This is a genomic window from Pedococcus sp. 5OH_020 (assembly GCF_027812955.1).
In the GTDB taxonomy this organism is placed as follows: Bacteria; Actinomycetota; Actinomycetes; order Actinomycetales; family Dermatophilaceae; genus Pedococcus.
Genome location: NZ_JAPYZV010000009.1, coordinates 89,311 through 110,411, shown reverse-complemented (window position 1 = coordinate 110,411; position 21,101 = coordinate 89,311). Strand labels below are relative to the sequence as shown.

Sequence of the window (21,101 nt, the reverse complement as noted above, 5' to 3'; positions counted from 1 at the left end):
CGGGAAGCGCGAGAGGGTGGGCGCCATCAGATGCCGAAGCGTTCCTGAAGCCAGCCGATCTGCCGCAGGTCATGGTGCTCCCCGCCGCCTTCATGCTTGTTGTAAGTGAAGACGTCGATCTCCTTTGGCCCGGCATAGTGGTTGTAGGCGGCGTAGACCGTCGAGGGCGGACAGACGTCGTCCATCAGGGCCACCGAGAACAGTGCCGGAACCGTGGCGCGCGCCGCCATCTCCATCCCGTCGAAGTAGGCAAGTGTCTGGAAGGCCGTTTCGATGTCGCCCTTCCGGGTGCGCGCGAACTCCAGCAGTTCGGCGTACGGCCGGGTGTCCGTGATCTCGATTGCCCGCTTGACGTGACACAAGAAGGGGACGTTCACCATGGCCGCCGCCACTCCGTCGGCAAGGGCCGACGCGGCGAGGGCGATCGCCCCGCCCTGGCTGGTGCCCTGGACGGCTACGCGGGCGGGGTCGGTCCCCGGAAGACATCGTGCGACATCGACGGCGAGAACAGCGTCCGTGAAAACCCGCCGGTAGTAGTAGTCGTGGGGGCTCAAGACGCCCTTGGTAAGGAAGCCCTCCACCTGGGGTGACAATGACCCTGCCGCGTCTCCCGTACTTCCGGCACGACGCGCGCGGGCGCCCTGCCCCCGAGTGTCCATGACGAGGACGGCGACACCGGCGGCCGGCCACGCCAACCAGTCCAGCGGCGTGCCTCGGCCGTCGCCGTAACCCAGGAACTCCACGACCATGGGCCAACCGCCACTTGGCGCGTCCCCGGCAGGGCGAACCCACCAGGCGTGGACGCGTTGTCCACCGAAGCCGGCGAACGACGCGTCAAGCACCCGGACAAAGGGGAGATTGGCGGCGTACGCCACCGAGTCGACGGCACGGTCCGCGCTCCGTGCCTCGGCCAGCGTCCTGCCCCAGAAGGCATCGAAGTCCGCCGGGCCACTCCGCGTGGGGAGGTAGCGCTCCAGCTCGCTGAGGGGCAGATCGAACAGCGGCACGGTGTCTCCTCGTCGTGGGCAGTCCCGTTCCCGGCCGAGCTGCGAACCCGTCAGGATGAGTTCATGCCGGGATTGTTCTACAAGCCATTCCTTCGGCTCAGCTGGCCATGTGCTGGCGGCGAGGGTCGATGAGCAGCTTGACGGAACTGTAGCCCGGTTCGAGCTGGGCTCGGATGGCGGACTCGGCATCGTTGAGTCCGGCGACCGTCCCGGTCATGGCGGACAGGTCGACCTTGCCGGCAGCCACGAGCTCGATGGCTGGACCCGTCTCGTCATTCGCCCCCGTGCATCCGATCAAGGAGAGCTCCTTGTGCAGGATGGGTAGCAGTGGCAGTGAAACCTCTGGTTGCACTGCGCCGAAGAACATCACCCGTCCGCGCTTGCGTACGACCGTGATCGCTTGACGGTAGGTAGCCTCGATGCCCACGGACTCGATGACCACGTCGGCGCCACGACCCGAGGTGAGCTCCAGTACCGATGCCTCGACATCCGTTGTCCTGGGGTCCCACGCGATGTCGGCTCCGCAGAGCAACGCGAGGTTGCGGCGCGTCTCCGAGGGATCGGTGACAGCGATGACCCTCGCGGCGGTGTTGCGCAAGCACTGGACCATGCAGAGGCCGAGGGGTCCGGCGCCTAGGACGACGACGTTGTCGCCGGGTTGGACCTCGGCTCTCCGTACCGTGTGCAGAGCGTTTGCCAGGGGCTCGATGAGGGCGGCCTGCTCGTCGGTCACCGACGGGGGAACGGGGTGCACGGTGGCTTGGTGGGTCACGACGTACTCGGCCATGCCACCCTGGACGAAGCCGCGCAGGGAGGAGCCAAGCACCTGCTTGTGGTCGCAGATCGAGATCCAGCCCTTGCGGCAGGCGGGGCACTGGCCACACACGACCTGCGGGTCCACTGTGACTCGGGTGCCGACGGGGGGGTCGCTCACGCCCGGCCCGTGCTCCGCAATGGTGCCGCTGATCTCATGGCTCATGATGAGCCCGTCAGCGCGCGACGTGCCCTCGGTGTCGAGGAAGCCGTGGGTGTCGGACCCGCAGACTCCGGCGAACGCCACCTGGACCAGGACCTGACCGGGGCCGGGCTGGGGCTTGGGAACCTGGCGGACTTCCAGGTGCTTACCCCCGGGTTCTGCGATGACAACAGCGGCGCGCATCACAGCACGATCTCCTTCGTGGTCGATAGGGGTGCCGGGGTATGCCCAGCGCGGCGGGCACCAGCGTCGTGGGTCGTCGTAATGAACTGACGCAGTGCGGTGGGGGCGTCCTTGCGCGAGAGCAGCGGCTCTCCCTGAACGATGACCGACGCCCCGGCGGCGACGGCCGCGAGGCTCTCCTCGAGGTCGTAGGTCGCGTAGCTGACGGGGCACGAGGCGGCTGCGACGACCGCCGACAGGTCTTCGACCGGGGACCCCGCTGGCGCGGCGCGCTTCTGGTCAACCCCGAAGTGGACCATCAGGTAGTCCGGTTCCAGCGCGGCATACTTCCCGCAGGACGTGCGCAGGTTGGCGACGTTGAACAGGTCGATGGTGACGGCCACCCCCACGGTGCGGGCGTGCTCGACAGCGGTAGCGACGGTCACCATCGGCGCCAGCCCAGTCACGGTGACGTTGGAGATGCCAAGTCCGGCGGCCGCGTCGAGGTACTTGGCTGGGGAGGCCATGACCATGAGGTCGAGCAGCCAGTACTGGTCCGGGAACGCGCGAGTTAGCTTATCGCAGCCGCGGATCCCGTTGAACTCGACGAACGGCTTACCGATCTCTAGCCAGTCGGCCCCTGCGTCGAGGGCCACTTCGGCCAGTCGCACGGCATCGTCGAGTTCGATGACATCCAGAGCCACCTGGACCTTGGGATGCTTCACGTTATGAGCCTTTCGTCAGCGGTTCGGTTGCTGCGGCCAGGGGACCGACGACCCGGCCGCTGTCGATGAGGGCCACGTCGTCGACCAAGAGTGACGCCCGGGGTGTCCTGAGGTCCTTGACGATGTCCCAGTGGATGCTGGACTCGTTGAGGCCGCCACATTGGGGGTATGCCCGGCCCATGGCGATGTGGGCGGTGCCCAGGATCTTCTCGTCGATGAACAGGTCTCCGGTGAGGGTGGTCATGAAGGGGTTGAGGCCGATCCCCAGCTCGCCGACCAGGGCCGCCCCTTCATCTGCCGCGACCAGCTGCTCGACGAAGGCGCCGCCGCGGGATGCGTCCGCCTTTGTGCAGCGTCCGTTCTCGAACACCAGTGTCAGGTCAGCAATCTCCGTGTCGGCGAACCAGAACCGCCCAGGAAAGCTGATGTGCCCGTTGGTTTCGCTCTCAAGCGGCGCGGTGGCAACCTCACCGTCGGGCAGGTTGGCCTCTCCGGCGAAGGGAACCCACGTCCGCCCCCGTACGCCAAGGCTGAGGTCGGTGTCTTCGTCGAGGATCGTCACGGTGGAGCTGCCGTCCAATGCATCGGCGAGAATGCCCCAGCGTCGTCGCCAGGCGGGCCAGTCCTGGGTACACCCGGCCAGGAACTCGGCCTCGATCCGGGCCGGGTCGGCGCCTGCCCGCGTCGCCCACGCTGCGGTGGGTAGGCGGACGACACACCAACGGGTGCTGCGCCAGCGAGCGGTGGAGACCTCACCCTTGCCGAGCCGTTGTGCCACCTGGCGGTTCGGGCTGGGGGCGCTTCCTGTCTCGCGCTGCCGGGGGACGGTCATGGCTCGAAGGGCGATGTAGACGTCGGCCCATTCGATGGCGGCCAGCTCCAGCGGCGCCGGCCGCCGCAGTGCGGCGATGTCGAGCAGGGCAAGCGCGGAGCGTTCGAAGTCCTCCGCGGCCAGCACCACTTGGGGGGTGGCTCCCCGACGATGGCATTCCTCGACCAGGGCGTGGACGGCATCGTAGGCCTCGATGCCGGTGAGCGCGACGGCCACCTTGTCTCCGGCGCCGATGGATGTACCGGTGGCGATGGAGGCCGCGAGGCTGCCCCAGTGACCCTGCATGAGGTCGGGAGCCGAGGTCGGTTGATCGGTGGCTCGTGGGCGGGTCATGCGGTTCTCACCTGTCGCAGAGCGGTGTACACCTGGCTGAATCGTTCGTGGTCGTGGACGTATGCGGCGTGCGCGGCCTCGTCCGGGTCGATGGTCAGGGTGGGTTGGCGGCATTCGGGTACAACGTTGCGCTCGAGGAGCCCGATCGCCCGTCCGGCGAGAAGTGCCCCGCCGTAGCTTGCGCCGGGGCTCTTGAAGACCTGCTGCGGCAGGCCGGCGATGTCGCTGACCGCCTGCAGCCAGACGAGGTTGGCGGTGCCGCCCCCGATCGCCGAGAGACGGCGGTGCTGGCCGCCGGTGTCCGCGTGCGCCAGCATCGAAGCCAGGGCCAGCACCATGGAGTGGGCGATCCCTTCGAGCACCGCTCGGGCCAGCTCTGCTCGGCCGTGGGCCAGGCTCAGCCCCTCGATGACCCCGCGGGCAGCTGGGTCGTCGAACGGGGTGCGTTCCCCGGAGAAGTGCGGCAGCACCAGGAGCCCCAGGCTGCCCTTGGGAGCCAACGACGCGAGTGCGACCAGCTCGACGAACTCGGAGCCGCCGGGCTCACCGCCCAGACGGAGCAGTTGGGTGAGCCAACGGGTGGCGGTGCCCGCGGTGGAGGTGCCTGCGGCCACCAACCAGCTGCCATCGGTCAGGCCGGGTGCGCAGTAGAGACCAGCACCAGGCATCGCATCCGCGGTGGGGGCGATCATGAATCCTGACGAGCCGTACATGACCATCGCCGAGTGGGGTTGTTCTACGTCACAGGCCAGCGCCTCACAGGGAGCATCTGCCGAGCCTACGAGCACGGGCGTGCCAACCGGCAGGCCGATCTGCGCCGCAGGCTCGGGCAACAGGCGCCCGGCGACCTGGTCGGACCAGGCGAGGCTGGGTAGCTGCTCGGGTCGGACGAACCACTCGCAGCCCTCGGTGTCCCACCTGTGTTCGCGCAACGAGTACAACGGGTGGAAGTAGCTGGCTGTGGCGTGGTCCATCACTACCTGGCCGGTGAGGCGGTGGACCAAGAAGGACTGACACGTGTGAATCACGGCTGTCGCGGCGACGACGTCCGGCTCGTGTTGTGCCAGCCAGGCGATCTTGGGACCTGCGGACTGCGAGCTCAGCTGGTTGCCGCTGCGAGCAGTGATCGTCGCCGCGCCAAGGCGCTGCTCGATCTGGTCTGCCTGGTCGCCAGCCCTGGTGTCGATTCCGTAGAGGATGGCCGGCCGCAGCGCCCGGCCAGCGGCAGTCGTCGGGACCACAGCGGGGCCGATTCCGCTGCAGCACAATGCCTGCACGCTCGTGGCAGCCATGGAAGGCGTGTCGAGCAAACTCCGAACCGCGGTGACCAGGCCGCCCCACCAGACGGTCTCGGCGTCGTGCTCGGCGAACCCAGGCGCCGGGAGGCTCAGCTGGTGTGGGCACTTGGCGGTGGCCACCACTGCGCCGATGGCGTCGACTGCCGTGGCCTTGGTCTCGTAGGTGCCGATGTCGACGCCTACGGTGACCGCCCGTTGCTCAGGCATGGGCTTGCGAGGGCTGGCGCGCACCTCGCAGAGCATGCATGAGCTCGGCTACCCGGGCGGGGTCGGCGGCGTTCTCGAACACGCCGTCCCGCTTGAGATGTGTGCCCACGATCGCGGCGTCGGCCACGCTCAACAACTCGGCCACGTTGTCACGGTTCACCCCTGTGTTCACGATGACAGGAGTATCTCCTGCCGCAGCCTTGACGGTGCGCAGATGTTCGATGTCCGTGGTGGCTCCTGCGGTCAGCCCCGACACGCAGAGTGCGTCCGGACGGGTGTTGAAAACGGTCGACCGGGCGATCGAGGCGAGGTCGCGGTCGGCCAGGTAGCTGGCCGCCTCCGGGACGATGTTGAACAGCAGCTTGACGTCCGCGGCCCCGACCCTGGCCCGGTGCCGGGCGGCTGCCCCGACATTGGTGTTCCAGATGCCGAAGTCGCTGGCGTAGGCGCCGGTGAAGATCTCCCGCACAAAGGACGCACCGGTCGCGACGGCCAGGTCGATCGAGGCGATGCCGTCCCACAGGACGTTCACCCCGAACGGCACCGCGATCTGTGAGCGCAACTCGCCGATTACCCGTGCCATGACGGCGGCCGTGATGGGTTCGGTCTGAGTGAGGTAGGGGAGGCTGAACTCGTTGGAGATGAGGATGCCGTCGATCCCACCATCTTGGAGTGCCCCGATCTCGCGCCGGGCGTAGTCCACGATCCCCGTGACACCCATGCTGGTGTCGTAGTGCGGGTCGCCCGGCAGCGCCGGGAGGTGGCACATGCCAATGACGGGGGTGTCGACGTCGAAGAGTTCCTTGAGCCAGTTCATGTGTCGGGAGCCTTTGGTTCGTTGGGGTGTCGCGGTGCTCGCACTGCGATCGAAGGGGTGGGTAGAGATGGGCTAGCGGGGGCGCATCGTTCGCAGCAGCACGCTGGAGATCACCATGACCAGGGCGAGCATCACCACGGCGACGGCTGCACCCTTGCCGACGTCGAGGTAGGTGAACGCATAGAAGAACGCATGCAGGTCAAGCGTCTCGGTGGCGTTGCCCGGCCCCCCGCCGGTCATCACGTAGATCGTGTCGAACCTCTTGATGGCGTCCATCGTGCGGAACAGCGCTGCCAGCAAGATCATGGGCTTGATGATCGGAACCACGATGTGCACCAGTCGTTGCCACGATGAGGCGCCGTCGACCTCCGCGGCTTCCATCACCTCCTGAGGCACTGACTGCAGGGCGGCGACGAGGATGACGACAACGAAGGGCGTGGACAGCCACAGGTCGGTCAGCACCACGGACGGCATCGCCCAGGTGGTGCTCCCGAGCCAGTTGACGGGACCAAGACCTACGTGACCCAGGAGGTAGTTGACCATCCCGTTGTCGGTGTTCAGCAGCATCTTCCAGATCAGCCCTACGACTACCGGGGTGCTCATCATCGGCAAAAGGTAGAGCGACCGCAGCAGGCCGACACCCCGGAAGGACCTTGAGAGCAGGAGGGCGATGGCCAGGCCCAGCACGAGCTGGAGGATGACCGTCGCACCGACCTGGTAGGCGGTGAGGCCCAGTGCCTTCCAGAAGGCGGGGTCCTGGGCCAGCTCGGTGAAGTTGCCGAGCCCGATGAACCGTGGGGCGAGGGCGGAACCGCGGTTCCACTGCTGCAGGCTGGTCCACAGGGACACCGCGAGTGGCACGCCGGTGATCATCAGCAGAAGCAGGAAGGTTGGGGCGAGCAGCGCCGAATAGACGCCGGGCCCGTCGCCCCCGACGCGCAGTCTGCTGCGCGTCGGGCGGCGTTGGGTGGTGATGATTGTGGTCATGGCTTACTTGAGCAGGCCCTGCACCTGGGCTTGTGCTGCCTTCATTGTTGCCTCCGGGGTGCGGCCCTTGGACAGGCTGTTCGAGAGCTCGAGTGCGAGGGCTCCGCGGATCTGCTGTCCTTGCGGGATCAGGGGTGTGTAGCGAGGATTGGTGTGCGCAATGGCCTCGGTCAGGGCGCTGACGAAGCCGGGATTGAGCGCCTTCTGGGCGGCAGGATCGGCGAGGACGTCCGAGCGCCCGGATGAGCCGTTTGTGCCGGACACCACCTGCGCCACTCCAGTCTTGGCTCCGGTGAGGAACTGGACCAGCTTCCATGCCTGCTGCTGGTGCTTGGTCGCGGCAGCGACCGAGAAGCCCCACACCGCGCCCACGATGTAGTCCTGGCCGCCTTGGCCCTTCAGGGCGGCATAGCCGACCTCACCGGCGATCTTGGACTTGGCTGGGTCCTCCAACGCCGGACCGAGCTGCGCGGCGTCGAGCCACATGCCGGCCTCGCCCTGCTGCATGGCGAGCTGGGCCTCGGCGAAGCCGTAGTTGGACACGCCCTTGGGGCCGTACTTGCCGAGCAGGTCGAGGTAGTTCTTGGTGGCGGTCAGTGCGGGCGGCTGGGTCAGTACGGAGAAGGATGCCGGGTCGGCGCCGTCGGGCCAACGGCCACCGTTGAGGAACCACATCATCAGCCACAGGAACGAGTTCTCGTTGGCTTCGCGTGATCCACGGCCGACGAAGCCAGCCTTTCCGGTCTTCGCCTTGATCGTCTGTGCTGCAGCAACGACCTCGGCAAGTGTGGTCGGGGGGGTCTGCGGATCCAGGCCTGCCTTGGTGAAGAGGTCCTTGTTGTAGAACAGCAGCTCGGCGCCCACCTGGTAGGGCATGGCGTAGGTCTTGCCGTCCACCTTGATGTTGTCGAGCAGGGTATGGGGAAAGCCGTCAAGGTATCCCTGATCGTTGCCGCTGCTCTTTGCTAGATCGTCCAGAGGCACGATGGCCTTGCGCGGCACCAGCGTGTTCCAGTGCTTGGCGCCCGTCATGATGACGTCGTACTGACCGTTGGTGGCGTCTACTGCAGTGGCCAGCTTGGCGTCGTACCCGGACTCGGGTACCAGCTCGACGTTGACCTTGATACCAGAGGACTTCTCGAACTGGGGAATCAAGGTGGTGCGTAGCTCCTTCGTGGAGTCTTGTTCCACCATGAGGAGGTTGAGCGTGGTGGCCCCGGCCGATCCTGAGGCGCCACCGGAACCGCCACCGGACAGACCGGAGCAGCCGGTCTGGGCCGCGACGGCCGCGACAAGCACCATGACGGCACCCGTGCGACGCATTGATCGAAATCTCATGAACACTCCTGACTTGGGGTAAGGGCTGGTGTTGAGCTACTTGACGGCGCCAGCGGTCAGGCCTGAGACGAGCCCGCGCTGGGTGAAGAGGGAGAAGACGAACACCGGAGCCAGAACGAGCAGGGCGGCCGCGGACAGCCCGCCCCAGTCGACGCCGGCCGAGCTGATGAAGCCCTGGATGGCGACCGAGGCTGGTTTGGTCGTCCGTCCGGCGACGACCAGCGGGTAGAAGAACTCGTTCCACGACGAGATGAACGAGAAGATCGCCGCTGTGGCGATGCCCGGCCGGGCGGAGGGAAGAATCACCCGCCACAGCGCGCTGACCCGGCTGCAGCCATCGATGCGCGCGGCTTCCTCAAGTTCCGGAGGGATTCCCATGAAGTAGCCCGCCATGAGCCACGTGCAGAAGGGCAGCGTGATGGTCAGGTACACGAGCACCAGCGCCGGGTATGTGTCGAGCAGGTGTAGCCGCTGGAACATCAGGAACATCGGCAGGGCGAACGCCATCGGCGGCGTCATCCGTACCACGATGATCCACCGACCCATCCACCTCGAGCTGGCGCGATCGGAACGGGCCAGCGCATATCCCGCGCTGATCCCGAACAGGAGGGTGAACGCCGTTGTGGCGAGAACCACGATGAGTGAGTTGGCGTAGGTCAGAGCGAACTCGCCCTGCGACAGCACCGAGCGGAAGTTCTCCAGCGTGGGCCGGGTCAAGAACACCGGCGTAGGCGAGAACGCGTCCAGCCTGGACTTGAACGCTGTCGAGATGAGCCATGCGAAAGGGCTAAGGGCGCCCACGACTATGCACCAGGCGATCAGCGCCAGGAGCCGGTTCCGCGCCACTCCCGGACGCCGACCGGAGGCTGCTGCGACAGCGGAGTCTCGCGGGCCGACAGCGGTGCTGGGGCTGGTCGCAACAGGGGTGGCCATGAAGCAAGGAAATCACATGCTGACCAATCGATCAAGAGAAAATGGTCAGTTGATCACCGGACACGTGAGCTGTCGATGGCCACCGCGGGGATTGACATCGGCTCGCTCACCGGGACGTCGCATACCTCCGCCCTCCCCGTGGGCGACGGTGGCACCAGCCAGGCGTAGGAAGGGCCGCCAGAACGCTTCTAGCGCGACCGAACGCCGGGGATCACGTGCGCCGGCGCCTGGCGTCTCGAGGGTGCCACGCGACCCGGGTGGAGCGCGGCAGAGTTGGCGGCAATCGGTTTGGCGATGCCTGCGCGAGGGGCTGGGCGTGCAGGAAGGCAATCGCTTGGACGCCGTAGTGCCACAGCTGTGCCACGCCGAGAGCTGCGATTCCTCGCGGCGAAGATTCGCCGTCGTCCAAAGAGCCTCTGACCCGCGAAATCGTGGCGATGCTCTTGCATGGCTTCGGGCTTCGAACTGACGACACGAGCTTTAGGGCACTTGGCAGAGGGGAGCTACGACTCGGCGCCCTTGTGCCACAAATGTGTGCCACGGATCCCCCGGGACCCCTCGGCGACCAAGGTCGACGGGCCAAAAAGTGGACTGTGGCTTGCCGAAACGTGGTGGTGCCCTCGGGCAGATTCGAACTGCCGACACCCGCTTTAGGAGAGCGGTGCTCTATCCCCTGAGCTACGAGGGCGGGGGCTGACCGTCTTGCCGACGGGCCGATGCGAGCCCGTGGACGACAGAAGTCATGCGCCACGAAGGGTAGCCGAAGGACCGGCCCCACCCCGAACCCGCACCCCAGACGCACGCACCGTCGAACGTCCACAACCATCCTCACCCGAACGTCCATAAGGTGGTGGAATCGTTGTAGACCGGCCTCCGCCCCTCTTAACCTCATTGAAGAGCGATGCAGCCCCCAGCCGCTCGAGCCCCAGAGGAAGAGAACCCGTGCGCAAGCTCCTGTCCGCGATCGCCGCAGCCACCGCGACCTTCGTCGTCACCGTCGCGGCGGTCGCCGTCGTCCCGCAGACTGCGGAAGCTGCCACGGCGACGTACCGGCTGACGTACCTCACGCTGCCGAACGGGTCGAAGGTGCCGCTGCGCTGGAACGGCTGCCAGACGGCCATCACGTGGAAGGTGAACCTCGCCGGCGTCCCGAGCACCCTGCGCCCGACCGTCCTTTCCGAGACCAAGACGGTCGTCGGCCAGCTGGCCGCCTACACGGGCTTCACGTTCTCCTACAAGGGGACCACCACCGAGGTCCCGCAGGTCGGCTCGATGCCCCGCCAGACCGCCGAGCTCGTCATCGCCTACTCCAGCCCGTCGAAGACCACCTACAACCTCTACGGCTCGACCCTGGGCCAGGGCGGCCTCTTCGGCGGCTGGGTCTCCCGCACGGTCAGCGGCAGGACCACCTACACGGCCGCCGCGACCCGCGGGTTCGTGGTGCTCGACAGCCCGCAGATGCTAAGCCAGACCCGCGGTGGCTTCGGCACCGGCCTGCGCCGCACCAACCTGCTCAGCCACGAGCTGGGCCATGCCATCGGCCTCGAGCACGTCTACAACACCGCGGAGCAGATGAACCCCGTCCTGACCAGCGTCGCTCCCAAGGGCCTGGCCTCCGGCGACCGCGCCGGACTGACGCGGATAGGCAAGGGCGCCGGGTGCATCAACACCGCGTACATGCTCAAGGACCTCAGCTGAGCTGACCGCTGAGCGGAGCCGACCCCCGGCCAGTGCCCGTCCCCGACCCAGGACTGGGCCCGACACAGGACCCGGCCCCAACCCAGGACCCGACGCCGGGCAGCTCCAGCCACCCAGACGCCGTACACGCCCTGTACAGCCCACACCCATACTGAGGGCGTGCTGACCGCGGAACCGGACCTTCCCGCCCTCCCCGACCATCAGGTCCAGCGGCGTACGGTCGGCACCCTCGTGGGCTCCCAGATGCTCGGCGGCATCGGGATGGCCAGCGGCATCGCGGTTGGCTCGCTCCTGGCCGAGGACATCACCGGCTCGGCGGAGTTCGCCGGTCTCGGCGGCACATTCCAGGTCCTCGGCGGCGCCCTCATCGCCATCCCCATGGCGCGCGTCATGGGGCGCCAGGGCCGGCGCCCCGGACTAGTTCTTGGTTATGCCCTCGGCGTGCTGGGCGCCGTGGCCATCATCGCCTCGGGAGTGGCTCGCAGCTTTCCCCTACTGCTGCTGGGCAGCGCGTTCTTCGGTGGCGCCACCGCGTCCAACAGCCAGGCGAGGTATGCCGCGGCCGACCTCGCCGAGCCGCAGCACCGCGGCCGCGACCTGAGCATCGTGGTGTGGGCGACCACCATCGGCTCCGTTCTCGGCCCCAACCTCGTCGGGCCCGCCGGCCGCGCCGGCGAGGCCATCGGCATCCCGGCCCTGACCGGCCCGTTCCTCTTCTCGCTCGTCGGCTTCGTGCTCGCTGTGGGCCTGCTCGCGGCCCGGCTGCGCCCCGACCCTCTCCTGCTCGCCCGCCGCCGCGCCCTCGCCACGCACGACGCCGGCGCACCGCACCAGGGCTCGGTCGTGCAGGGGATGCGGGCGATCGCCGCCCGTCCCGCCGCGGTGCTCGGACTGGTCACCCTGGCGCTCGGGCACACCGTGATGGTCAGCGTCATGGTCATGACGCCCCTGCACCTGCACCACGGCGGCGCCGCGCTGCGCGTCATCGGCCTGGTCATCAGCATCCACATCGTGGGCATGTTCGCGCTGTCTCCGCTCACCGGTATGGCCGTGGACCGTTTCGGTGGCCGTCCAGTGGCCGTCCTGGGATCCGCCATCCTCCTGGGAGCCACCCTGCTCGCCGCCCAGGCGCCGACCGGATGGTCCGCGGGTCTGACCGTCGCCCTCTTCCTGCTCGGCGTGGGCTGGTCGTGCACCCTGGTCAGCGGCTCCACGCTGCTGGCGGCCGCCATACCGATCGGGGAACGCGCCGGCGCCCAGGGCGCCTCCGACCTCGCCATGGGCCTGGCCGCCGGTGGTGGCGGCGCGCTGGCCGGCGTGGTCGTCGGCCAGGTGAGCTACTCGGCGCTGGCCCTGGGCGCCGCCGGGGTGGCCTTCGTCATCGGCGTGACGGCGCTGACCCTACGTCCCGACAGGCGGGTTGGTTAGCCTTCACGGGTGACCGCGCCGACCGACCAGACCACCGACGACCCTCGCGCAGAACGGGTCGCGGCGGCCGTCCGCACGTGGCAGCGCCACCTCGTGGACCTCGGCGGCCGGAACACCCTCCTGTGGTACCGCGACCTGCCCAGCGGGACGCTCGACCTCACGACCGCCCACCCTGGCGGCCTGGCCATGCTGCTCGCCGGACGCCCCACCCGGCTCTCGGACCTCGTCCGCGAACCGGCGGCGCTCGACGAGGCGCGGCGACGGGCGCGCACCATCCGGTCCAAGACCCTCGAGCTGTCCGAGGAGCGCGGCATCGCGGCCGGCTTCATCGCCATCGGCATGGCCACCTGGACCGTACGCGGCGCCTCCCGGTCCCCGGCGGCCCCCGTCCTGCTGCGGTCCTGCGTCCTGCGACCGACCGGCGCCGCGCGGGAGGACTTCGACCTCGACCTCGGAAACGACGTCGAGCTGAACCCCGTGCTCGAGCACTACCTGCGCTCCGAGCAGGGCCTGACGATCGACACCGACGCCCTGGAGGACCTCGCCACCGCCGGCTCCTCCTTCGACCCCTACCCCGTGTATGCCGCCCTGACGAAGGCCTGCGCGTCCGTCCCGGACTTCTCGGTGACGCCGCGGCTCGTGGTCGGCACGTTCTCCTACGCCAAGCTGCCCATGGTGGCCGACCTTGCGGCGCAAGGCGACTCGCTCGCCGACCATGACGTCGTCGCCGCCCTCGCCGGTGACCCGGGGGCGCTGCGTGCCGTCCGCACGACGGTCCCCGAGTCGCCCGCCGACGCCGACCCCTCGCACGAGCTGCTCATCCTCGACGCCGACTCCACCCAGCAGGCCGCCATCGACGCGGTGCGGTCCGGAGCCCACCTCGTCATCAAGGGTCCCCCGGGCACCGGCAAGAGCCAGACCATCGCGAACCTCGTCGCCAGCCTCGCCGGGGAAGGCAAGCGGGTCCTCTTCGTCGCCGAGAAGCGGGCCGCCATCGACGCGGTGCTGACCCGGCTCGACCGCGTGGGGCTGTCGGACCTCGTGCTCGACGCCTACGACGGCGCCAGCAACCGGCGCCGCCTCGCCCAGCAGTTCGGCGCGGCCCTCGGGCGGGGCACGGAGAGCGAGGAGCCGGACACCACCGAGCTCGAGCGCACCCTCGTCGAGCGGCGGGCCACGCTGGTCGACCACGCCACGGCCCTGCACGAGCTGCGCCAGCCGTGGGGCGTCTCCGCCCACCAGGCTCAGGAGGCCATCGCCACTCTCGGTGCGGCGACGCACCCGCCCACCTCCAGAGTGCGGGTGCGCGGGGAGCAGCTCGCCGCGTTGGACCGGCGCCGCGTCCAGGAGCTCGCTCGCCAGCTCACCGAGGCGGCGTCGCTGGGCGCCTGGTCCACCGAGGAGGGCACCGACCCGTGGTTCGGGGCACGGATCGCCACGTCGGAGGAGGCGGTGCGCGCTCGCGACATCACCAGCCGGCTCAGTGAAGGCGAGCTCCACGCCGTCGAGGAGACGATGCAGGAGGTCTTCGCCGAGGTGCGGCTGCCGGCGGCGAAGCGCGTCGCGGACTGGGGCGCTGTGCTGGAGTCCGTGAGCCGCGTCCGCGACACCCTCGAGGTGTTCCGGCCGGAGGTCTTCGACATCCCGCTGGCGGATCTCGTGGCCGCCACCGGCACCAAGGCCTACCGGGAGACGAACGGGGTCGACCTCGGCTGGTACGCGCGGTGGCGGCTGCGCCGGCAGGCGCGCTCGCTGCTGCGTCCGGGGCCTCCGCCGGCGGACCTGCACGCCGCGCTGCTCGAGGCCCAGCAGCAGCGCACCTCCTGGCAGGCGATGGCGGGCGCCGGTGGCAGACCGGAGATCCCGCTCGAGCTGGACCGCGCGCGGGCGGCGTACCAGTCCGTCGCCGACGACCTCGTCTGGCTGGGTGAGCGGCTCGCCCCCACCGCAGCCGGTGGTGACCTGCTCGAGGCGGACCTTCCCGGGCTCCGGCAGCGCCTGCAGGACCTCGCCGCCCGACCGGAGCGACTCACCGTCGTGCCGCAGGTGCTGGGCGCCCTCGACGCCCTCCGAGCAGCCGGGATGGGGCCGCTGGTGGACGACCTCGCCCGCCGAGGCGTGAGCGCCGACGACGTGGCCGCCGAGCTGGAGTTCGTCTGGTGGACCTCGCTCTCGGAGGACCTCACCGTGCGGGACCCGCGCTACGGCGCCCACGACGGCGAGCAGCTTCGCCGGGTGGCGAGCGAGTATGTCGCCGCCGACCACGCCCACCTGCAGGCCAGCGCGGAACGGGTCCGGGCGGGGGCGGGGCGGCGGCTGCGCGAGGTCCTGGCAGACCACCCCGAGCAGGAGGCGCTGGTCCGGGCGGAGGCCGGCAAGGCTCGCCGACACCGTCCGCTGCGCGAGCTGCTGCCCAAGGCGGGCGAGACGCTCACGGCCGCCAAGCCGGCCTGGGCGATGAGCCCGCTGGTGGTCGCCTCCGTGCTGCCACCGGGCCGCTGGTTCGACGTCGTGATCTTCGACGAGGCGTCCCAGATCCCTCCCGCCCAGGCCGTGTCGGCCATCTCGCGTGCGCACCAGGTCGTGGTCGCGGGGGACGAGCGCCAGCTGCCGCCGACGAGCTTCTTCACCTCCGCGGTGGACGAGGAGGTGCTGCCTGACGCCGACACGCTGACCGAGGGCTTCGAGTCGGTGCTGGACGTGCTGACCGCCGCCCTGCCGACCAAGCGACTGTCCTGGCACTACCGCTCGCTCGACGAGCGGCTCGTGGCCTTCGCGAACCGGGAGATGTACGAGGGGTCGCTGGTGACGTTCCCGGGGACCGGGACCGACCCGGTCGTCCGGCTGGAGGCGGTCGAAGGCTCCGGGGTCGTCCAGCCCGGCGAGGAGGCCATCGAGTCCACGGAGGCCGAGGTCGAGCGGGTCGTGGCCCTGGTGCTCGACCATGCGCGGACCCGTCCGCAGGAGTCGCTGGGCGTCATCGCGCTCGGCATCAAGCACGCGAACCGACTGGACGAGGCGTTGCGCCGCGCCCTGGTCCACGCCCAGGGCGTGGGCGACTTCTTCGACGAGGACCGGCCCGAGCGGTTCTTCGTCAAGAACCTCGAACGCGTCCAGGGCGACGAGCGGGACGCGGTCATCCTGTCCGTCGGCTACGGCAAGACGCCGCACGGCCGCGTGCTCCACCGGTTCGGCCCGCTCAACCTCGAAGGAGGGGAGCGTCGCCTCAACGTGGCGATCACCCGGGCCCGCCGCCGGATGACGGTCGTCTCCTCGCTGCTGGCCTCCGACCTCGACCCCACGCGGCTCAAGGCGCGAGGAGCGGCCATGCTGCGGGACTTCCTCGCGTATGCCGAGGACGGCTCCCTGCCGGCCGGGTCGGTGGACGGCGCCCCTGCGGCCAAGGCGGAGTCGGACCCCCTGCGCGGCGAGTTCGCCCGTCGGCTCCGCGAGTCGGGGCTTGTGGTCCACGAGGCGTATGGCTCCGCGCAGCTGCCCATCGACCTCGCGGTCGAGGACCCGGCCCACCCGGGTCGGGTGCTCGTGGCCGTCGAGACGGACGGTCCCCGGTATGCCGCCATGCGCAGCAGCCGGGACCGGGACCGGCTGCGCGGCGAGCAGCTCCGCAGGCTGGGCTGGCAGCACGTCAGGGTGTGGACGACGGACCTCTTCCGCGACCCTGCACGCGACGTGGCGCGGGTCCATGCAGCCGTCCAGAAGGCGCTGGCGTCGCAGGACGCTGCCGCTTCGGACACGAGCGGCGCATCGTCCGGCCGACAGGCGGCCCAGAGTCAGCTGCCTCAGGAGCAGTCGGGCGACCAGCCATCGTCGGACGCGCCGTCGTCCGAGCAGCCGTCGTCGGAGCAGCCGTCGTCGGAGCAGCCGTCGTCGGGACAGTCGTCGTCGGAGGACCAGTCGGCCGAGGAGTCGGCTGAGAAACCGGACGACTTCGTGCCCGTGGCGGACGAGGGTGCTCGGCAGCGGCGCGTCCGGGGCCGGAAGAAGCGGGCCCCGGAGCAGACCAAGGACGACACGGACGTCGGGTGGGGCGAACACCGCGACGAGTCGGCGCACGACCGCTGGCTCCACGAGCAGCGACCACCGCACTGGGGCAGCGACTAGGCCACGAGGACCACTGCCCTCATGCGGGCGTCAGATGCGACGGGTGAGTGCGTCCCGGATCTCGCGGAGCAGCACGATGTCCTCGTTCGGGGCGGCATCCTGCTCGACGCGCGAGAACCGTGCCTTGGCCGCTTCGTACGGCTTGACGACGAAGAAGTAGACGACGAACGCCAGGATCAGGAACGCGACGAGGGCCGTCAGGAAGGCGCCGACCGGCACGTGGCCGGGGTTGAACCGGCTGAAGTCCGGCTGGCGGAACACCTTGCCGATGAGGGCGAGCAGCACGTCGGTGAACGTCTTCACGACCGCGGTGAACGCGGCGGCGATGATGAAGGCGACCGCGAGCTCGACGAGGTTGCCGCGCATCACGAAGTCCTTGAAACCCTTCATGGGTCGTGACCTTTCCAGTAGCGAGTGACTTACGGGCGGACACGCTAGCGATCCCTGGCTCTCGGGGACCGGCGGGGCGTGAGATTTCTCGTCACCCCGCTCCGGGCGACCTGAGGACGACCGTGAGGTCCGGCCGGCCCAGGGCGTCGGGCGGGACAGCGGCAATGGCTTGGGCGTCTCCTCGACGTGCGGCGATGACCAGTCCCGCAGCATCGGGGGCGTAGCCGCTGGAGGAGCCCTGGCTATGGATCACTGCGCCGAAGTCCGTGGAAAGACTCGTGTCCACCGCGAGGACCGTGAGGCGCTCGGCAACGGTGCCCCGGGGGCCGAGGAGGTCGACCCGGTCGCCGGCGTGCAGCATCGAGACCGCCCGGATATCCGGTAGCGATAGATGGACCGCGACCTCCTGCGGTGGACGGCCGGCCAACAGGGAACCGGTCGAGAGACGTCGCTCGGTGATGGGCTCGCCCCGCCCCAGCGGTGTCGACACCGCTCGGCCCACCACCGCCACGCTGCTCCGAACCGCCCCGTCGGGCACGAGCTCGGCCGGCCAGAACACCTGCCGCACGGAGGTCGAGGTCGCCACCTCGCCGACCGCGATCGGCCTCGCCGCCACCACCACCGGGACGAGCGGCGCACCCGCAGGTGCGCGGTCCAGAGACACGATGCCGAAAACCGCACCCACCGCACAGGCCGCGGCCACGCACCGGCGTAGGACATGACGCCGCCACGCCTGCAGCCGCCCCGGGCCCAGCAGCCACGGCTGACCGTCGGCAGCCCGCAGCCGGGCGGCGAGGCGCAGGGGTGAAGGCATGTCCGGTGCTTCCCGGTCAGCCGGGCAACGCGACGGGAAGGGTGATGCCGTCGAGCGCGCGCCGGCACGCGCAGGTCGCCTCCGCGTCGGACTCGGCGGCCGGCAGCGCCGCAAGGGTCGAGCGCAGGATCGTCTTGAGACCGTCGACGTTCCGGGCAAACACCGCGAGCACCTCCTCGTGCGTCACCGCCTCACCGCCGTGGACGCCGGCGTCATGGTCGGTGACCAGGGCGATGGTCGTGAAGCACATCGCCAGCTCTCGGGCGATGGCCGCCTCGGGCATGGCCGTCATCCCCACGATGCTCCAGCCGGCCTGCTGGTGCCAGCGGGACTCCGCCTTGGAGGAGAAGCGGGGGCCGTTGATGACGACGAGCGTGCCGGTCTCGGCGACGTCCTTGCCTGCCGCGCGCACGGACTCCACGGCGGCGGCCCTGCCGCGCGGGCAGTACGGGTCCGCGAAGCCCACATGGACGACGGGTCCCTCCTCGCCATACACGGTGTGCTCGCGGCCCCACGTCCGGTCCACCACCTGGTCGGGCACGACGATGGTCCCCGGCCCCAGCTCAGGCTTGAGAGACCCCACCGCGCAGGGCGCGAGCACCTGCCGCACCCCCACCGACCGCAGGGCCCAGAGGTTGGCGCGGTAGTTCACCCGGTGCGGGGGGAAGCGGTGGCCCTGGCCGTGGCGTGCGATGAAGGCAACCCGGCGTCCCTCCACGTCGCCGACGACGACGTCGTCGCTCGGTGCCCCGAAAGGCGTGGTGACGCTCACCCGCTCGGCGCTCTCGAAGAACTCGTAGAACCCGGAACCGCCGATCAGGCCGAGGTCGGCGGGCGCAGAGGCCGTGGCAGGGGAGGTCACGCTCGAAAGCGTACGCAGCATCCGCGGGCAGCCGCCCGGTCGGCGCGGTCCTGTGCACCCCGTGACGCGGCGACGTCGTCTGGGGACGGGCGGGCCGTGTCAGAGACCAGGCGTGACGAGGGACGGGGCCTGATGGGAGGTCAAGCAGTCAGGACTCAGGCTCAGCCGGAGATCAGGCAGCCGAGCCGCCGGTGGCCGCCTTCGCGGGCGCTGCGGTCTTGCTGCCGCCGGACTTGGTCGTGGCGGCCGAGGTGCTCGACTCGCTCGTCGAGGTGGAGGACTCGGACGACGAACCGTTGGACGAGGACTCCTTGCCGGCCGAGGCGGAGCCGGACGAGCCGGCGCTGGCCTCGCTGCGCGAGTCGGTGCGGTAGAACCCTCCGCCCTTGAAGACGACCCCGACGGCGTTGAAGACCTTCCGCAGGCGACCGTTGCACTCCGGGCACACGGTCAACGAGTCGTCGCTGAACGACTGCACCGCGTCGAAGCGGTGCTGGCATTCGGTGCAGGCGTAGGAGTACGTCGGCACGGCTTCCTCCAGGCGTGTGACGGCCGGCCTCCGGGCGAACCTCGAGCTGGCACTGTGGGTGGTCGAGTGCTAATTATAAGGCCGCGGAGGTCTCAGTTCTTCCCATCGGCCGTCCGCCAGCCCGCCAGCCGACCCTGGCGGCTCACGGCGCGGACCTGCCGCTCGGCGCTGCTCTTCGACTCGGCTGTGGTCACCAGCAGCAGCTGGTCCCCACGCCGGATGACGGTGTTGCCGGCAGGCACGAAACCCTTGCCGCCCCGCACCACCAAGGTGAGCTGGGCTCCCGGCGGCAGCCGCAGCTCGAAGACCTCGACCCCGTGCAGCTTGGAGGCGGGGCCCACCGTCACCTGGAGCAGCTCGGCGCCCATCTCCTCCAGCGGCGTGGCCTCCACGGCGAGGTCCAGCGTCTGGTAGTCCTCGATGATGCCCAGGCGTTGCGCCATCCAGGGCAGGGTCGGTCCCTGGACCAGCGTGAAGATCACGACGAGGACGAAGACGAGCTCGAAGATCCAGTCGACGTTCTTGGCTCCGAGCGTGAGCGGGACGGTGGCCAGCACGACCGGCACCGCGCCTCGCAGCCCGGCCCACGACAGGAACACCTGGTCCCGCCAGCCCAGCCCGAACGGGGTCGCGGACACCAGGACCGAGAGCGGGCGCGCCACCAGGAGGAGAACCAGGCCGATCACGACCGCACGCACGATCTGGTCACCCATGTCGCCGGGCGAGGCCAGCAGCCCGAGCAGTACGAAGAGCCCTATCTGCGCCAGCCATCCGAGGGCGGTGGAGAGGCCGCGCACCGCCGGTCCGTGCGGTAGGCGCAGGTTCCCCAGGAGCAGAGCAGCGAGGTAGCAGGCCAGGAACCCGCTGGCGTGCACGCTTGCCGCCGCGGCATACGCCAGGACGGTCAGAGCCATCACCCCGATGCTGAACAGGCCGGAGGAACCGGAGGCGGCGCGTCGCATGAACTGCGCACCCAGCCAGCCGACGGCCAGGCCGATGGCTGCTCCCGCGACCAGCTCCAGGGCCGCCATCAGGACCAGGGACCACCAGGCCTGTGCCTGCGCCGGGTGGGCGCTGCGCGTGGCGAGCGCGGTCACGAGGAGGACGACGGGCGCGTCGTTGAACCCGGACTCCGCCTCGAGCATCCCGGTGATCCGGCGCGGGAGCGGCACCCGGCGCAGGACCGAGAAGACCGCCGCGGCGTCCGTCGACGACAGGATGGCGCCCACGAGCAGGGCGGTGTTCCAGTCGAGCCGCAGCACGAACCGGGCCGAGAGCGCCACGACGGCCACGGACACGACCACCCCCACCGTCGACAGCACCGCCGCCGGCGCGACCGACCGCCTGATGCCTTCCCACCGCGTACTCAACCCACCTTCGGCGAGGATGAGGATGAGCGCGGCATAGCCGAGCACCTGGGTCAGCTCGTTTGAGTCGAACTTGATGCCGAAACCGGACTCGCCGATCGCCAGCCCGATCCCGAGGTAGATGAGCAGGGAGGGGAGCCCCGACTTCACCGAGAGCCGGACCGCGGCGACGGAGACGAGCAGGACGACCGAGCCCACCAGCAGTGCCGGCGTCAGGTCGTGCAGAGTGAACGTGTCGGCCGTGGGCAGAGCGCCGGAGCGGAAGGAAGCGCGCAC

17 protein-coding genes and 1 tRNA gene are annotated in these 21,101 nt (G+C 69.6%); 3 read left to right on the top strand and 15 right to left on the bottom strand.

Features of this window, described 5'->3' with window-relative positions; genetic code table 11:
• Nucleotides 1–26: 26 nt before the first annotated feature.
• The 10 genes from PHA84_RS16830 to PHA84_RS16785 form a co-directional block, all read right to left on the bottom strand.
• Nucleotides 27–1,007, bottom strand: coding sequence for an acetylxylan esterase (locus tag PHA84_RS16830; RefSeq protein ID WP_270889293.1), 981 nt, complete (start codon nucleotides 1,005–1,007; stop codon nucleotides 27–29).
• Nucleotides 1,008–1,104: 97 nt separating this feature from the next.
• The gene (locus PHA84_RS16825) at nucleotides 1,105–2,166 is read right to left on the bottom strand and encodes a zinc-dependent alcohol dehydrogenase (protein WP_270889292.1); all 1,062 of its coding nucleotides are present in this window, start codon (nucleotides 2,164–2,166) and stop codon (nucleotides 1,105–1,107) included.
• Nucleotides 2,166–2,870, bottom strand: a complete 705-nt coding sequence (locus PHA84_RS16820) for an orotidine 5'-phosphate decarboxylase / HUMPS family protein (RefSeq protein WP_270889291.1) — start codon at nucleotides 2,868–2,870, stop codon at nucleotides 2,166–2,168. Before PHA84_RS16820 ends, PHA84_RS16825 begins: the two co-directional genes overlap by 1 nt.
• Nucleotide 2,871: 1 nt before the next feature.
• A complete protein-coding gene (locus tag PHA84_RS16815) occupies nucleotides 2,872–4,035 on the bottom strand; it encodes an aminopeptidase (RefSeq protein WP_270889290.1) in 1,164 nt (387 codons plus the stop codon).
• The gene (locus PHA84_RS16810; RefSeq protein WP_270889289.1) at nucleotides 4,032–5,564 is read right to left on the bottom strand and encodes an FGGY-family carbohydrate kinase; all 1,533 of its coding nucleotides are present in this window, start codon (nucleotides 5,562–5,564) and stop codon (nucleotides 4,032–4,034) included. The genes PHA84_RS16815 and PHA84_RS16810 overlap by 4 nt, the downstream gene beginning before the upstream one ends.
• Nucleotides 5,533–6,357 (bottom strand): BtpA/SgcQ family protein, encoded by an 825-nt coding sequence (locus tag PHA84_RS16805; protein ID WP_270889288.1) that lies wholly within the window; start codon nucleotides 6,355–6,357, stop codon nucleotides 5,533–5,535. Before PHA84_RS16805 ends, PHA84_RS16810 begins: the two co-directional genes overlap by 32 nt.
• A 72-nt stretch (nucleotides 6,358–6,429) precedes the next feature.
• A complete protein-coding gene (locus PHA84_RS16800) occupies nucleotides 6,430–7,344 on the bottom strand; it encodes a carbohydrate ABC transporter permease (protein ID WP_270889287.1) in 915 nt (304 codons plus the stop codon).
• 3 nt (nucleotides 7,345–7,347) lie between these two features.
• The gene (locus tag PHA84_RS16795) at nucleotides 7,348–8,682 is read right to left on the bottom strand and encodes an ABC transporter substrate-binding protein (RefSeq protein ID WP_270889286.1); all 1,335 of its coding nucleotides are present in this window, start codon (nucleotides 8,680–8,682) and stop codon (nucleotides 7,348–7,350) included.
• Between the two features lie 36 nt (nucleotides 8,683–8,718).
• Complete coding sequence (locus PHA84_RS16790) at nucleotides 8,719–9,615, bottom strand: carbohydrate ABC transporter permease (protein ID WP_270889285.1); 897 nt, start codon at nucleotides 9,613–9,615, stop codon at nucleotides 8,719–8,721.
• A 612-nt stretch (nucleotides 9,616–10,227) separates the two neighbouring features.
• Nucleotides 10,228–10,303: transfer RNA gene (locus PHA84_RS16785), tRNA-Arg, on the bottom strand.
• Between the two features lie 254 nt (nucleotides 10,304–10,557).
• Between PHA84_RS16785 and PHA84_RS16780 the strand changes: the two genes are divergently transcribed.
• The 3 genes from PHA84_RS16780 (at nucleotide 10,558) to PHA84_RS16770 (ending at nucleotide 16,863) form a co-directional block, all read left to right on the top strand.
• A complete protein-coding gene (locus tag PHA84_RS16780; RefSeq protein WP_270889284.1) occupies nucleotides 10,558–11,313 on the top strand; it encodes a hypothetical protein in 756 nt (251 codons plus the stop codon).
• Between the two features lie 159 nt (nucleotides 11,314–11,472).
• On the top strand, nucleotides 11,473–12,741 hold the full coding sequence (locus tag PHA84_RS16775; RefSeq protein WP_270889283.1) for an MFS transporter: 1,269 nt from the start codon (nucleotides 11,473–11,475) through the stop codon (nucleotides 12,739–12,741).
• 9 nt (nucleotides 12,742–12,750) lie between these two features.
• Nucleotides 12,751–16,863: an AAA domain-containing protein gene (locus PHA84_RS16770; RefSeq protein ID WP_270889282.1), complete on the top strand. Its 4,113-nt coding sequence runs from the start codon at nucleotides 12,751–12,753 to the stop codon at nucleotides 16,861–16,863.
• A gap of 30 nt (nucleotides 16,864–16,893) precedes the next feature.
• Here the strand turns inward: PHA84_RS16770 and mscL are convergent, their stop codons facing one another.
• The 5 genes from mscL to PHA84_RS16745 all read right to left on the bottom strand — a co-directional run bounded on the left by mscL (nucleotide 16,894) and on the right by PHA84_RS16745 (nucleotide 21,101).
• Nucleotides 16,894–17,253: a large conductance mechanosensitive channel protein MscL gene (gene mscL / locus PHA84_RS16765; protein ID WP_270889281.1), complete on the bottom strand. Its 360-nt coding sequence runs from the start codon at nucleotides 17,251–17,253 to the stop codon at nucleotides 16,894–16,896.
• Nucleotides 17,254–17,344: 91 nt separating this feature from the next.
• Nucleotides 17,345–18,067 (bottom strand): Flp pilus assembly protein CpaB, encoded by a 723-nt coding sequence (cpaB, locus tag PHA84_RS16760; protein WP_270889280.1) that lies wholly within the window; start codon nucleotides 18,065–18,067, stop codon nucleotides 17,345–17,347.
• A 16-nt stretch (nucleotides 18,068–18,083) separates the two neighbouring features.
• The gene (locus tag PHA84_RS16755; protein ID WP_270889279.1) at nucleotides 18,084–18,929 is read right to left on the bottom strand and encodes an S-methyl-5'-thioadenosine phosphorylase; all 846 of its coding nucleotides are present in this window, start codon (nucleotides 18,927–18,929) and stop codon (nucleotides 18,084–18,086) included.
• A 172-nt stretch (nucleotides 18,930–19,101) separates the two neighbouring features.
• Nucleotides 19,102–19,458: an FmdB family zinc ribbon protein gene (locus PHA84_RS16750; protein ID WP_270889278.1), complete on the bottom strand. Its 357-nt coding sequence runs from the start codon at nucleotides 19,456–19,458 to the stop codon at nucleotides 19,102–19,104.
• A 92-nt stretch (nucleotides 19,459–19,550) separates the two neighbouring features.
• Entirely contained in the window at nucleotides 19,551–21,101 is a 1,551-nt protein-coding gene (locus PHA84_RS16745; protein ID WP_270889277.1) for a potassium/proton antiporter, read from the bottom strand.